Consider the following 12,906-nt stretch of genomic DNA (forward strand, 5'->3'; position numbering starts at 1 on the left):
GGGAGGAGAGAGGATTCAGTCGACGCGCGCGCCTGACGCCTTGATGATCGGCGCCAGTCGCGCTTCCTCCGAATTGCGATAAGCGAGCGTGTCGGCCGGTGAGCGCCAGATCGCCGTCGCGGCGAGGTCCAGAAACTTGGCCTTGATGTCCTCGCTCTCCAGCGCCTTCTTCGACAGCTCGGACAGGCGCGCCACGATGTCGGGTGGCAACCTGGCCGGGCCGGTGAGGGTGGTCCACGAATTGATGTCGAAGCCCGGCAGGGTCTCGGAGATCGCCGGCACGTCGGGCACGACCGGGGTGCGCTCCTTCGACGTGACGCCAAGGGCGCGCACCTTGCCCGCCCGCAATTGGGCAAGCGCTCCAGGAATGTTGTCGAAGATCATGTTGACCTGGCCGGCCAGCAGGTCCTGCATCGCCGGCGCGGCACCGCGATAGGGCACATGCACCATGTCCACCTTGGCCATCACCTTGAACAGCTCGCCCGATAGATGCAGCGTCGTGCCGTTGCCGGCCGAGGCATAGGAATACTTGCCCGGGTTCGCCTTGAGGAGCGCGATCAGCTCCGCCACGCTCTTCGCCGGCAGGTCGAGATTGACCACCAGCATGTTGGGCAGCTGCCAGATCGTCGACACGAAGGTGAAGTCGTCCGGCACCTTGAACGGCAACTTGGCGTAAAGGGTAGGCGCGATCGCGTGGCTGGCGATGCCCCCCAGGCCGAGCGTGTAACCGTCGGCCGGCGACTGGGCCAGCGCATCCATGCCGACATTGCCGCCCGAGCCGCCCTTGTTCTCGACCACCCATTGCTGGCCGGTGATCTCCGCCATCTTGGCGCAGAAGATGCGGGACAGGGTGTCGGTGGCGCCGCCGGCGGGGAACGGGTTGATGTAGCGGACGGTCTTGTTGGGATAGGTTTGGGCCGACACGAGGCCGGGTGCCGCCAGCGCTCCGCTCAATCCGGCCAGCACGGCGCGCCGCCCGACGCGACTCTTTGCAGTCCTCACTTGGTTTCCTCCCTAGAAGCAGCGCGAAGGTGCCAAACAGGCCGGAGGCCGTCGATGGCTTTCAGCGAAATTGGCGGGTTGCGCCTTCGCGTCGCTTGAAAAGCCGCAAAATCTTGTCACTTTGGCCCCGTATCGCGGAACGGCTGTGGGAGTCGGTGCGCGGGCAGGCGTGAGGAAGGCAATGCGGGGTTGCTTGGGCAGGATCGCGTGGGCGGTAGCCTGCGTCGTCGCCATCGATTGGGTTGGCGCGAGCGTTTCTGCGCCCGCGATTGGCCAGCAACGAGCGCCGCAGCCTCAGCAACAAGCCATGGCGAAACCCTTCGACGTGTGCAAAGGCCTCACCGGCGCGAACGCCCCGACCAAGGTCGAGGCCTGCACCGAGGCGATCAAGGACGGCAAGCTCGCCGCCGGCGACCTGGCGCTCGCCTATCTCAATCGCGGGCTGTCGGAGAACGGTCCGGGCAGCGATGCGCGGGCGAAGGACGACTACAAGGCGGCGATCCGCATCTACAACGATCTGATCCTCAGCTCGCCTATGAATCCCTACTACTACGTCCAGCGCGGCGTGATCTATCAGACGATCGGCGAGGCCGACCGCGCCATCCTGGACTACAGCGACGCCATCCGTCTGGCGCCACGCGAGACCTATCCGCTGATCAACCGCGGCGTCCTGCTCTATCTCCGCAAGGACAACAACGAGGGCGCCCTCGCCGACCTGACGGCCGCCCTCAAGATCAAGCCGTGCGAGGTTGCCGCCTGGGCCAACCGCGGCGTCGTCTACAAGCGCAAGGGCGAGATCGACAGGGCGATCACCGACTTCACGGACGGCATCAAGTGCCTGCCGCCAAAGCTCGAGCCGATCCGAGAGAACGCGGTTTATGATCCCCTCACGACCCAACTCTCGTCAAAGGTGCTTGATCAGAACAACCTCGTGCTGCAGGCCGCTTTCATCTATTTCCAGCGCGGGCTCGCCTATTACGACAAGCTCCAGTACGACAAGGCGATTGCCGATTTCAGCGAGACCATCCGGCTCAATCCCGCCGCCGCCTCAGGCTATGTCGGTCGCGGCGCCGCCTACCTGGCCAAGGACGAGCTGCACAAGGCGATCGCCGACTTCAACGAGTCGTTGAAACTGGAGCCGGGGCAGGCCTTCGCCCACCTGCAGCGCGGCATCGCCTATCACCGCATCGGCGAAGCCGACAAGGCGATCGAGGACTACAGCGAGGCGATCAACCTCACGCCCAGGGATCCGACGCCCTACGTCAACCGCGGCATCGTCTACTACACCAAGAAGGGCCTGTACGAGCCGGCGATCAACGACTTCACCAAGGCGCTGGAGCTCAACCCGAAGGAGGTGAACGCGCTGATCAACCGCGGCATCACCTACCGCCAGCGCGGCGAAACCGACGAGGCACTTGACGATTTTTCCGAGGCGATCCGCCAGGGCCTGCAGACCGCGGACCTCCTGCGCCTGGTCAACCAGGCCGAGCGTGGCAAGGACCCCGACCTCGCCAGGTCGGCCGACCAGGTGGCGCATGCCTACTATCAGCGCGGCATGGCGCTGATCGACAAGCAGGACTACGCGGGCGCGCTCAACGACTTCAACATGACCATGCGGATCAACCCCAGGGAGCCGCGGGCCTATCTGGGGCGCGGTGCGGCCAACCTGAAGAAGGGTGATCTCAAGCAGGCGGTCGGCGACCTCGACGAGGCGATCAAGCTCGCGCCGGGCCTGGCCTTCGTCTACTTCGAGCGCGGCACGGCCTATCACGCGGTCGACGACTTCCAGCACGCCATCGCCGACTACACCGAGGCGATCAAGATCGACCCCAAGGATCCGATCGCCTTCATCAACCGCGGCATGGCGCTGACCTACATCGACAAGATCGACCAGGCTTTGGCCGATTTCGAATCGGCGCTGCAGCTCAGCCCCGACAACGTCAACGCCTACATCCACCGCGCCTTCGCCTACGCATTGAAGCGCGACTACGCGCGCGCCATGGCCGACGTCAATGAGGCGATCCGGCTCGCGCCGGACAGCGCCACCGCGTACTTCTATCGCGCGCAGATCCTGGCCTTCCAGGGCGAATCCGAGCGCGCCATCGCCGACTATGGCAAATCGATCAAGCTCGACCCGAAGAATGCGCGGGTCTACGGCAACCAGGCCATGCTCTACAACTCGCTCGGCGACTACGCCAAGGCCGTGGCGGATCTCGATCAGGCGATCAAGCTGAGGCCGCGCGAGCCCGTCTACTATCTGAACCGCGGCGTCGCCCATTTCGGCCTGAGCAAGTACGACAAGGCAATCATCGACTACGACGAGGTGCTGAAGCTCGATCCCAAGATCAGCGCCGCCTACAACAACCGTTGCCTGTCGCGCGCCGCGCTGGGGCAGGACTATCCCAAGGCGATCGCCGACTGCAACGAGGCGCTCAAGCTGCAGCCCAACGATCCCTACGCTTACGACAATCTCGGCATCATCTACCTGAAGCAGGGCGACTATGCGAAGGCCGCCGCCCAGTTCAACGCCTCGCTCAAGCTCGATGCCAAGCGGGCGCGCTCGCTCTATGGGCGTGGCCTGGCGAAGAGCAGGAGCGGCGACAGCAAGGGCGGCGCCTCTGACATCGCAGCGGCACGTGCCGTGCAGCGGCGCATCGCCGACGAGTTCGCCGCCTACGGCATGCGCTAGGGAGAGGGAGAGATGGCGAGGCGATCATTGCCGGGCGACGGCGTCGGCATCCAGGTGCCGGTTGGGCACATCGGCGCCGACCGGGTCCACTGGCAGACGATCTTCGATGCGCGCGACAAGCCCAGCATCTACCGCCTTCACAACGGCTCGGGCAGCAGTGCCGGCCATGGCGCCACCGATCCCGGCAACGCCATGATCGTCGAGGTCGATGGCGGCAAGCGCACCATCAAGGTCAATGTCGGAACCTCGGTCGACGTGATGGGCAAGAAGATCCGCGTCAAGGCCGGGACGGGCGGGGAGACCTCCCAGGTCGAAGGCTGGTATGTGCTGGTCTCGTGATCCTGGGAAGGTTGACGCCAGTGCGGCATCGGCGTAACGCAAGGTGAAATGGGTGTGCAATTAAGACGTGTGCGACGCCTCGGGGGCGGGCTGCAATGCTGATCCTGTTGATGCTCGCCGGCGTGGCGCTGTTGGTCGTCGGCGGGATTTTCTGGTTCTGGTTTCGGACGCTCCATGACGAAGTTGGTCCCGCGCTGGTAGCGACGGTCTTTTCGGTCGTGGTGCTCGCCGTACTCACGGCGGTTTTCTCGATGTTGCAGCATCGGTCGGGCGAGGATCAATCATTGGTGAGGGACCAACAGCCGCGCCACGCGATGGTCCTGTAGGCACAAGCCTCAGTCGCGACAAACGCTCCAGGCAATCTACGACAACGCGAGAAATCCGCGTCGCACGGTCCTGCCATCGATTGGCAAGAGGAGCCGGTCAATTTCCCTGTGCGTGCGCTGCCAGATCGGCACGGCCGAGCGCAGCACCGTCCTTCCAGCCTTGGTGAGCGAGACCAGGCGGCCGCGCCGATCATCGGGATCGACCGCCGTCGCCACCAGCCCGCGCCGTTCGAGCGGCTTGAGGTTGGCGGTCAGCGTGGTGCGGTCCATGGCGAGCAGGCCGGCGATGGCGCCGATCGACGGCGGCCGCGGCTGGTTGAGCGACATCAGGAGCGAGAACTGCCCGCTGGTCAGGCCGGCCGGACGCAACGCTTCGTCGAAGCGGCGCGCCAGCGTACGCGCGGCGCGCTGGGCGGCGAGGCAGAGGCAATGGTCGTGGACATGCGCCGTCGTCGCGAAGGGGACGCCGGCGGATGTCACAGGTCTCGGCTTTGACATGCCATATTTACGTTGATATCAACTCAATTCGTCAAGGCCAAAGACCGGCCTTCCTTGCACCTACAACAGAGTCGGGAGTGAGCAATGACCTACGTTGCCGGATTTGTCGCCGCCGTGCCTGCGGCGAACAAGGAAGCGTACGCCAAGCATGCCGTCGAAGCGGCACCCATATTCAAGGAGTTCGGCGCCACCCGCATGGTCGAGGCCTGGGGCGACGATGTGCCGGACGGCAAGGTCACCGACTTCAAGGGCGCGGTGAAGGCCAAGCCCGACGAGGTCGTGGTCTTCTCGTGGATGGAGTTCCCGAGCAAGGACGCCCACAACGCGGCGACGCAGAAGATCATGAGCGATCCGCGCATGAAGGAGATCGGCGCCAGCATGCCGTTCGACGGCAAGCGCATGATCTATGGCGGCTTCGCCACCCTGATCGACGACGGCGCGCGGACCAAGCCGGGCTACGTCGACGGCTACCTCGTGCCGGTGCCGAACGACAAGAAGGAGGCCTATCGCGCCTTGGCGCAAAAGGCGGCCGTGGTCTTCAAGGATCACGGCGCGATCCGCGTCGTCGAGGCGTGGGGCGACGACGTGCCCGACGGCAAGGTCACCGACTACAAGGGCGCCGTGAAGGCGACGGCCGACGAGAACATCGTCTACAGCTGGGTCGAGTGGCCGAACAAGCAGGCGCGCGACGAGGGCTGGAAGAAGGTGATGGCCGACGAGCGCATGCAGCCCGGCCAGAACGCCATGCCGTTCGATGGCAAGCGCATGATCTACGGCGGCTTCGCGCCGATCCTCGACACCTAGCTTCTTCTCTTCCGGACCACACTGCTTCGCTAAAGCTTCGCAGGGCTTGCCCTCCGAAGCGCGTCAGCGCGAAGGAGGGGACTGCTGGTCCCTTTGCATCGCCTCACCGGCCGCCAGAAGCTCGGCGCGCCGGTGGGTCACGATCGCCTGGTTCTCCGACACGTACTCGCCCCAGGTGATGTCGCGATCGACCAGTTGCGCCGTATTGGCGTCGGCCCGGGCATAGCTGTCCGTCAGGATCGCCACGATGGCAGGATGGACCTTGGCCGCACTCGCGAGCGCCATCTTCCGGCAGGGCGCGAGATACTCCTGCTGAAGCGATCGCAGCAGCGCAGCGTCCTGCGGCGTCGCCTTCGCGGGGTTGCTCTTCATGGCCGCGGTCGGACTGTCGGCGTGATCGCCCATCCTGTCCCTGAGCGCCTGGTGCTGCGGGCTGGCCAGGACCTTGCGCCAGCAGGCGTCGATGGCCGGTGCGTCTGACGCGGCGATGCCATGGATGCGCGCCGCCTCCGGCGGTGTCCTGCTCGCACATCCACCGAGGATGGCGGTGATGGCGAGTGCCTTGGAAAGGACAATTAGCAGGGTCATCCTGCGACATGCATTCCGAGAGGACGAAGTCATGGTCACGTCTCTTAGCATGCGTTCTAACCAGACATCGAAGAACACGAGTCAGGACGACTTATGGGATTTGCTGGGCAAGAGCCCGGCAACCCATCGCTTTCTGACGCTTTTCAAGACGCCGCTCGACAGCTTCGTGGGCGACATCCTGGAGGTGTTCAAGGCGCCCAAGGCCGAAGGCGTGGATTTCGAATTCGTGCCCGGCAAGCGGACGGAGTTCCTGAACCTGGTCGATCCTTCCACGATCATCGGCAACACCGGTCCGTTTAATTTCAACAGCCCCGCCAGCGGCAAGATGGTGCCCGACGATCCCGGCGCATCGCATCCCGATCGGGTCTGGCGGCGTCTTGCCAGTGCAGCTGCCGTCGGCATCAGCTATCGCGAGCCCGGCTTGAACTCGAGCCTGCACATCTCGATCCGGCAGGACGGCGCCAACGTCCATCTGGACCGCGAGGGGTTCGTCACCTCCACCAACGGCAGGATCACCTACGACCCGCACCAGGTGCTCAACCACCTGAGCGCCGATCTGGCCTCCGACTACGTGCCCGTCCTGGTCTCGAGCCTGACCGTAAAGGACGATGACGGTCGAACCAAGTTTCAGGGCAACCTGGCCCCGTGGCTGGAAGTGAATCTGCCCGGGACGATGGATCTCGGCGGATCGCGGCGGAACGAGACCGAAGGCATCATCGGCCTGAGATTGTTCGGTATCTTCCAGGCCGGCGGAGGCTGATATCCGCTGTCAGCGCTAACTGGAGCAATTCTCCACGCAGGCTCAATCCTTCCTCAAGACCAATGTCGCGCGCGCGACACAAAGCGCCACCATCCTTGACGGTTGAACGGTTGCGGCTTGCGGACGAAGGAGGAGGACCATGACGCGCTTCAGGCGCAGCAACGACATAGAAGTCAGTATCAGTCCGGAGTTCGACAAAGAGTACAATCCCGGAGAAGCACCCGACCATCCCGGCATTTATCGATGCGGCGGATGCGGATGCGAAGTCGTTGCCGAGGCCTCCAAACCGCTTCCGTCGGAGAACCACCCCAGGCACTCGCCAGCTCAAGGCAGAGTTCGCTGGCGACTGGCCGTTGCGGCACAGAAGGAACCGCATTGAGCGAGCTGCTGCGCAGCGGAGGTTGGCGGTTGGGGTGTCCGCCGGACCAGTGTTAACCGCTGACAACGGTCGACAAGCCAAACTAAAGAGAAGCCCGGTTTTCCACTCCTTGTAACGCCCGTAAGCCCACATTGAGTGCCAGTTTACGGGTACGAAGGTGGGCAGCTTGCGGCGAGCCCTTCATAGACTGTCAGCCTGGGCCATCGCGCGCGCACTGCGGGCTTAGCCTGCGCGACAGGTAGTGCGGGCTATCCCTCACCGGCGTCGATGGCGCCGGGGGGAGCCCTAAATCGGGCGCGATGTACAACTTTGAACGTCGCCACGGCGCTCTTCGGGGCACAATACAGCGAAGATGGAACCTACCTATGTCCGTGTAGGCGAGAGCCGGAAGCGTGTAACGCTGACCGTCACGCGGCGGTCGGAGCGCCCGCACATTGTGCGTGCCTGGGCCACCTTCAAGCCCAACAAGGTTTCTCCGATTCAAGAGATCAATAAGGTCGAATTGCACACTGGTCTCTGCGAAACCGTCGCGAGCTCGATCCCGCCCCATAGCGATCCGTATTGGCTTGCTGTCGAGGTGCTTCGCGACACTGGAGCCGGATGGACGAGGTCTATCTCGCGTCAATGCGATGACGTCGAGGTTCCGCATAGCTTCGAGTTCAATGAAATTGCGCTCGACATCACGTACTCGTAATTCACGACAGCAGCGTCAGTCAGGGTAAAGCCGCGTCGGGGTTGCGCCGACCGTAGTTCGTAGGTGGCGCGGTGAAGGTGCTGCATTCTATGAATTAACTTGGCGGATGGGGTGGGATTCGAACCCACGGTGGGCGTGAACCCACGCCGGTTTTCAAGACCGGTGCCTTAAACCACTCGGCCACCCATCCGGTGCAAGTGTGGCGGGCCTTTTAGCGAAGTCGTGCCCGGAACGAAAGCTTCACGTCCCATCACCGCGAATTCGCGTCCTGGCGCGTCCGCTCCGGCGCCACGAACACGCAGCCGCCGCCCTGCTCGCACGCCGCGCCTTTGGTGCAGATCGTGCCGTTATTGCAGTCGTGGAAATATTCCGGATTGAGGCAGGTGTTGCGGCTCGAGCAGATCCGGCCCTCGGCGCAGCGCATGCCGCCGCACACCGGACCGGTCGGAGGCGGCCCGCCGGTGCAGCCACCGCCCGGCGCGCATTGCATGCCGGTCGCGCAGGTGAGGCCATTGGGGCATTCGGTGTAGCTGCCGGGAAGGCATTTGCCGGGCTGGACCGTGCTCTCGCGGAAACCCGGCTCACAGAAGAAACCCGGCCTGGTCTTCGACGGCACGCTGCCCGGCAAGGCGTCGAGCGCGACGGCGCAGAATCCGTCGAGCAGGCAGGCATTGCCTTTGGGACAATGGAAGCCGTTGCCGCAATCGACCGCGCCGTCCTGCGCAATCGATGGCGCTGCCAACGGCAGGGCGAAGAGCATCAGCAGGGCGATCACGCGCGCGGCGGCTCTGCAACACCGATGCATCCAGGCGCGACACGCCAAGTCGGCTCTCCCCGGCAGGTCTTCCGATTGTATCGCCACAAATATTGCAAGGTCACCAGTTACTTCGCTATCGTTCTTCATTCGCTCGCTCAACTGGTGGGCCAACATCATGATAAGCCGACGTCTCCTCTGTACTGCCCTGGCTCTCTCCCCGGCCACGGCTCTGGCGCAAAGCGGTGATCCCAAGTTCGACGCCTTCCTGCGCAGCATCCGCGCCGAGGCGCTGAAGGCGGGCGTCGACGCGGGCACGCTCGACACCGCCCTGGCCAAGGTCCAGGAAATCCCGAAGGTGATGGAGCAGGCGCGCAATCAGCCCGAGTTCAAGATGACGTTCGACCGATACCTCGAGATCGTGGTGTCGGACGAGCGCGTGAAGAACGGGCGGGCGCGCCTGGCCGAGAACCGCGCGCTGGTCAGCCGGTTCGCCGGGCCTGCCGGCATTCCCGAGTCAACGGTGGTCGCGCTGTGGGGCATCGAGAGCAACTACGGCACGCGGCTCGGCGACTTCGAGGTCGTCGATGCGCTGGCGACCCTGGTCTACAACAACTTCCGCGCCCAGTTCTTCCGCCAGCAGCTGATCGCCGCGCTCAAGATCCTGGCGCAGGGCCATGTCTCCTTCGACAACATGAAGGGCTCGTGGGCGGGCGCGATGGGCCAGTGCCAGTTCATCCCGACGAGCTTCCTCGCTTACGCCGCCGACGGTGACGGCGATGGCCGCATGGACATCTGGACCAACAAGGCCGACGTCTTCGCCTCGATCTGCAACTACCTCAGGCGCGTCGGCTGGAAGCCTGGCCTGTCGTGGGGCCAGGAAGTGCCGGCCGGTTCGGGGGCAGGGCAGGGACAGAAGATCGTGCGGCCCGCCGGTGCGGGTGGCCCGACCTTCCTGACGACCGCGAACTTCCAGGCCATCCTGCGCTGGAATCAGTCGGATTTCTTCGGGCTCGCGGTCGGACTGCTGTCCGACAAGATCGCCCGATGAGCAATGGCAGCAAGGTGACTGCCCGATTTCCTCAAGATGATGTATGATCCGGCAGCCATGCCCCTATCAGTAGTCAGCTCGCGTATGCGTCCGATGCCGGCCGTTCGTGTCCTGGGGACGCTGCTGTTGATGGGCAGCCTGGCCGGTTTTCTCGGCGCCTGCGGCTCTTCAAGCCGGGGCGGCGGCGGGGCCAGCACGGCGCAGCGCGGCAGCTACAAGATCGGCTCGCCCTACAAGATCGACGGCGTCACCTACACCCCGCAAGAAGAATTCAACCGGACCGAGACCGGCGTCGCCTCGTGGTACGGGCCCGGCTTCCACGGCAAGTCGACGGCCAATGGCGAGAGCTATGACCAGAGCGAGCGCACGGCCGCGCACCGCACCTTGCAGATGCCCGCCATCGTGCGCGTCACCAACCTCGACAACGGCATGACCACGGTCGTGCGCATCAACGACCGCGGCCCGTTCGCCCGCAGCCGTATCATCGACCTCTCGCGCACCGCGGCGCAGGAGCTCGACATCGTCAGGAACGGCACGGCCCGGGTGCGCATCGACCAGCTGCCGGCCGAGAGCAGGGCGGTGCGCGACGTCGCTATCTCCGGCGGCGGACCGGCCGAGCAGAATGCAGCCGTGGCGCAGGTCGCCTCCGGTCAGCGCACGGCGCCTGCAGCGGCACCGGTGCAGATGGCAGCGGCGCCACCGCCACAGGCCGTGGTCGTGCCGCCGCAGCCCGCCCCGCAGATGGTGTGGCAGACAACTCAGCAGCCGCCTTCGATGGAAACGCCGGTGGCCTACGATGGCCGAGGAGGAGGGGTCACCGTGGCCTCCCTCGCGGCCGGTGCGGCACCGGCGCCAGCGCCGACATCGGCGCTTGCCGGCAGCGGTTTCTATGTGCAGACAGGGGCCTTCTCGACGATGGAAAACGCCGAGCGCCAGCGTGGCGCGGTACGCAGCTACGGCGCCTCGGAGGTTTCCCAGGCGTCGGCCGGCGGACGCGACGTCTGGCGTGTGCGCCTGGGGCCCTATTCGACCGCAGATGCCGCTGGCATCGTCGCGGACAGGCTGAAGCGATCTGGCTATGGAGACGCCCGTGTCGTGTCTGAATGATCTCTTGCGCCCCCTGACGGCGCTCCTCGTCGCGGCCAGCTTGGCCGGCGCACCGCTCGCCGCCCTGGCGCAGACCGAGCAGCCGCCCAAGCGGCAGACCCAGCAGCCGCAGAAACCGCCGGCCAAGCCGCGCACGACCACCACCACGCCGGCCAAGCCCACCGCGCCGTCGGTCGCCGCCAAGACCGAGGCGCTGCCGCCTTCTCAGGTCGGCATTGGTACGCTCGCCAAGCAGGCCTTCATGGTCGATCCGCAGACCTCGACGGTGCTGCTGTTCAAGGATGCCGACAAGCCGATGCATCCCTCGTCGATGGCGAAGATGATGACGATCTACATCGCCTTCGAGGAAATCAATGCCGGCCGCCTGAAGCTCGACACTCGCTTCCGCGTCAGCGAGCGGGCACGCAACATGGGCGGCTCGCGCATGTTCGTCGAGCTGGGCAGCGAGGTCTCGGTCGAGGACCTGATCAAGGGCATGATCGTGCTGTCGGGCAACGACGCCTGCGTGGTCATCGCCGAAGGACTGTCCGGCAACGAAGACAGCTTCGCCGAACGCATGACCGCCAAGGCGCGCGAGCTCGGCATGACCGGCACGGTGTTCAAGAACGCCTCGGGCTGGCCGGCCGACGGCCAGTGGACGACGGCGCGTGATCTTGCCGTGCTGTCGTGGCGCACCATCGAGGATTTCCCGAAACTCTATCGCTACTACTCGGAGAGCAACTGGACCTACAACAACATCAAGCAGGACAACCGCAACCGCCTGCTCAGGACGGTGCCCGGCACCGACGGTCTGAAGACTGGCCATACGGAAGAGGGTGGTTACGGCCAGGCGACCTCGGCGATTCGCGACGGCCGCCGCCTCATCATGGTGGTGAACGGCATGACCTCGATGGCCGAGCGCGCGCAGGAGACGGCGCGGCTGGTGGAATGGGGCTTCCGCGAATCGGCCAACACCACGGTGTTCCGCGCCGGCGACACCGTCGCCGAGGCGCCGGTGTGGCTGGGCTCGCAGGACAAGGTACCGCTGGTCGTGGCCAAGCCGGTGCAGATCACCGCGCCCACCGGGCAGGCGGTGACGCCGCGCGTCGTTGCCCGCTTCGACGGGCCGATCGCCGCGCCCATCACCAAGGGCACCAAGCTCGGCACCGCCGTGGTCACGCTGCCCGACAACCGCGTCGTCGAGTATCCGCTCGAGGCCGGGGCCGACGTCCAGCGGCAGGGCGTGTTCGGCCGCGTCACCACCATGATCCGGCACTACCTGTTCGGCTGGCTCTCGTGACGGAACACGCCGCCGGGCGTTTCATCACTCTCGAAGGCGGCGAAGGAGCGGGCAAGTCGACGCAGATCGCGCGACTGAAGAGCTGGCTCGAGGGACGCGGCCATCGCGTCACCACGACGCGCGAGCCTGGCGGCTCACCTGGTGCCGAGTTGATCCGCAAGCTGCTGGTCGAAGGCCCGGTCGAGCGCTGGGACGGCACGACCGAAGCGCTGCTGCACTTCGCGGCTCGGCGTGAGCACCTGCGCTCGACGGTGTGCCCGGCGCTGAAGCGCGGCGACTGGGTGGTGAGCGACCGCTTCGCCGATTCGACGCTCGCCTACCAGGGCTACGGTCATGGCATCGAGCGGGGGATCTTCGAGCAGCTCTACAAGGTTGCGGTCGGCGATTTCCGGCCGGACCTCACGATCATCCTCGACCTGCCGATCGAGATCGGGCTCAGGCGGGCGGCGGAGCGGCGCGGTTCGGAGACGCGCTACGAGAGCCTGCCGCATGACTTCCATGCGCGGGTGCACCGCGGATTCCTCGAAATCGCCGCACAGGAGCCCAAGCGCTGCGTCGTGATCGATGCTACAGGAACGATCGATGCGATCGCCGGCGCGATCGCCGATGCGGTGAGGAACCGGCTGGGAGCCTGAC

General features: G+C 65.3%; 14 protein-coding genes and 1 tRNA gene. 10 read left to right on the forward strand and 5 right to left on the reverse strand.

Annotated elements, in window-relative coordinates; translation table 11 throughout:
- Positions 1-15: 15 nt before the first annotated feature.
- The gene (locus RSO01_RS03550; protein WP_147146269.1) at positions 16-1,002 is read right to left on the reverse strand and encodes a Bug family tripartite tricarboxylate transporter substrate binding protein; all 987 of its coding nucleotides are present in this window, start codon (positions 1,000-1,002) and stop codon (positions 16-18) included.
- A 307-nt stretch (positions 1,003-1,309) separates the two neighbouring features.
- Between RSO01_RS03550 and RSO01_RS03555 the strand changes: the two genes are divergently transcribed.
- The 3 genes from RSO01_RS03555 to RSO01_RS03565 all read left to right on the forward strand — a co-directional run bounded on the left by RSO01_RS03555 (position 1,310) and on the right by RSO01_RS03565 (position 4,356).
- A complete protein-coding gene (locus RSO01_RS03555; protein ID WP_170302818.1) occupies positions 1,310-3,691 on the forward strand; it encodes a tetratricopeptide repeat protein in 2,382 nt (793 codons plus the stop codon).
- 12 nt (positions 3,692-3,703) lie between these two features.
- The gene (locus RSO01_RS03560) at positions 3,704-4,030 is read left to right on the forward strand and encodes a hypothetical protein (RefSeq protein WP_147146273.1); all 327 of its coding nucleotides are present in this window, start codon (positions 3,704-3,706) and stop codon (positions 4,028-4,030) included.
- Positions 4,031-4,125: 95 nt separating this feature from the next.
- The gene (locus RSO01_RS03565) at positions 4,126-4,356 is read left to right on the forward strand and encodes a hypothetical protein (protein ID WP_147146274.1); all 231 of its coding nucleotides are present in this window, start codon (positions 4,126-4,128) and stop codon (positions 4,354-4,356) included.
- A gap of 36 nt (positions 4,357-4,392) precedes the next feature.
- On the opposite strand, the gene RSO01_RS03570 is transcribed toward RSO01_RS03565, so the two are convergent.
- Complete coding sequence (locus RSO01_RS03570) at positions 4,393-4,854, reverse strand: MarR family winged helix-turn-helix transcriptional regulator (RefSeq protein ID WP_147146276.1); 462 nt, start codon at positions 4,852-4,854, stop codon at positions 4,393-4,395.
- 84 nt (positions 4,855-4,938) lie between these two features.
- Between RSO01_RS03570 and RSO01_RS03575 the strand changes: the two genes are divergently transcribed.
- On the forward strand, positions 4,939-5,658 hold the full coding sequence (locus RSO01_RS03575; protein WP_147146278.1) for a DUF1428 domain-containing protein: 720 nt from the start codon (positions 4,939-4,941) through the stop codon (positions 5,656-5,658).
- Between the two features lie 63 nt (positions 5,659-5,721).
- Here RSO01_RS03575 and RSO01_RS03580 read toward each other — a convergent pair whose 3' ends face one another.
- Positions 5,722-6,246: a hypothetical protein gene (locus tag RSO01_RS03580; RefSeq protein ID WP_147146280.1), complete on the reverse strand. Its 525-nt coding sequence runs from the start codon at positions 6,244-6,246 to the stop codon at positions 5,722-5,724.
- On the opposite strand from RSO01_RS03580, the gene RSO01_RS03585 reads away from it, so the two are divergent.
- On the forward strand, positions 6,209-7,006 hold the full coding sequence (locus RSO01_RS03585) for a hypothetical protein (protein WP_147146282.1): 798 nt from the start codon (positions 6,209-6,211) through the stop codon (positions 7,004-7,006). The two genes, RSO01_RS03580 and RSO01_RS03585, sit on opposite strands and share 38 nt — an antisense overlap.
- A gap of 731 nt (positions 7,007-7,737) precedes the next feature.
- Positions 7,738-8,079, forward strand: coding sequence for a hypothetical protein (locus tag RSO01_RS03590; RefSeq protein WP_147146284.1), 342 nt, complete (start codon positions 7,738-7,740; stop codon positions 8,077-8,079).
- Between the two features lie 100 nt (positions 8,080-8,179).
- On the opposite strand, the gene RSO01_RS03595 is transcribed toward RSO01_RS03590, so the two are convergent.
- Together RSO01_RS03595 and RSO01_RS03600 are read right to left on the reverse strand one after the other, a co-directional pair.
- Positions 8,180-8,269: transfer RNA gene (locus tag RSO01_RS03595), tRNA-Ser, on the reverse strand.
- A gap of 60 nt (positions 8,270-8,329) precedes the next feature.
- The gene (locus RSO01_RS03600) at positions 8,330-8,854 is read right to left on the reverse strand and encodes a hypothetical protein (protein ID WP_147146286.1); all 525 of its coding nucleotides are present in this window, start codon (positions 8,852-8,854) and stop codon (positions 8,330-8,332) included.
- A gap of 157 nt (positions 8,855-9,011) precedes the next feature.
- Here RSO01_RS03600 and RSO01_RS03605 point away from each other — a divergent pair, with 157 nt between their 5' ends.
- The 4 genes from RSO01_RS03605 (at position 9,012) to tmk (ending at position 12,905) form a co-directional block, all read left to right on the forward strand.
- On the forward strand, positions 9,012-9,884 hold the full coding sequence (locus tag RSO01_RS03605) for a lytic murein transglycosylase (protein ID WP_147146288.1): 873 nt from the start codon (positions 9,012-9,014) through the stop codon (positions 9,882-9,884).
- A gap of 93 nt (positions 9,885-9,977) precedes the next feature.
- Entirely contained in the window at positions 9,978-10,991 is a 1,014-nt protein-coding gene (locus RSO01_RS03610; protein WP_170302819.1) for a septal ring lytic transglycosylase RlpA family protein, read from the forward strand.
- Positions 10,975-12,270, forward strand: a complete 1,296-nt coding sequence (locus RSO01_RS03615; RefSeq protein WP_218037224.1) for a D-alanyl-D-alanine carboxypeptidase family protein — start codon at positions 10,975-10,977, stop codon at positions 12,268-12,270. The genes RSO01_RS03610 and RSO01_RS03615 overlap by 17 nt, the downstream gene beginning before the upstream one ends.
- Positions 12,258-12,905: a dTMP kinase gene (gene tmk, locus RSO01_RS03620; protein WP_218037229.1), complete on the forward strand. Its 648-nt coding sequence runs from the start codon at positions 12,258-12,260 to the stop codon at positions 12,903-12,905. Before RSO01_RS03615 ends, tmk begins: the two co-directional genes overlap by 13 nt.
- Position 12,906 lies beyond the last annotated feature (1 nt).

The sequence above is a fragment of the Reyranella soli genome (assembly GCF_007992495.1).
Lineage (GTDB): Bacteria > Pseudomonadota > Alphaproteobacteria > Reyranellales > Reyranellaceae > Reyranella > Reyranella soli.

Excerpts from the sequence above, each read along its gene's own strand:
- RSO01_RS03610 (WP_170302819.1), top strand. The coding sequence starts at position 9,978 with ATGCCGGCCGTTCGTGTCCTGGGGACGCTGCTGTTGATGGGCAGCCTG.
- RSO01_RS03575 (WP_147146278.1), top strand. The coding sequence starts at position 4,939 with ATGACCTACGTTGCCGGATTTGTCGCCGCCGTGCCTGCGGCGAACAAG.
- RSO01_RS03605 (WP_147146288.1), top strand. The coding sequence starts at position 9,012 with ATGATAAGCCGACGTCTCCTCTGTACTGCCCTGGCTCTCTCCCCGGCC.
- RSO01_RS03585 (WP_147146282.1), top strand. The coding sequence starts at position 6,209 with ATGGCGAGTGCCTTGGAAAGGACAATTAGCAGGGTCATCCTGCGACAT.
- RSO01_RS03560 (WP_147146273.1), top strand. The coding sequence starts at position 3,704 with ATGGCGAGGCGATCATTGCCGGGCGACGGCGTCGGCATCCAGGTGCCG.
- RSO01_RS03580 (WP_147146280.1), bottom strand. The coding sequence starts at position 6,246 with ATGACCCTGCTAATTGTCCTTTCCAAGGCACTCGCCATCACCGCCATC.
- RSO01_RS03555 (WP_170302818.1), top strand. The coding sequence starts at position 1,310 with ATGGCGAAACCCTTCGACGTGTGCAAAGGCCTCACCGGCGCGAACGCC.
- RSO01_RS03565 (WP_147146274.1), top strand. The coding sequence starts at position 4,126 with ATGCTGATCCTGTTGATGCTCGCCGGCGTGGCGCTGTTGGTCGTCGGC.
- RSO01_RS03570 (WP_147146276.1), bottom strand. The coding sequence starts at position 4,854 with ATGTCAAAGCCGAGACCTGTGACATCCGCCGGCGTCCCCTTCGCGACG.
- RSO01_RS03590 (WP_147146284.1), top strand. The coding sequence starts at position 7,738 with ATGGAACCTACCTATGTCCGTGTAGGCGAGAGCCGGAAGCGTGTAACG.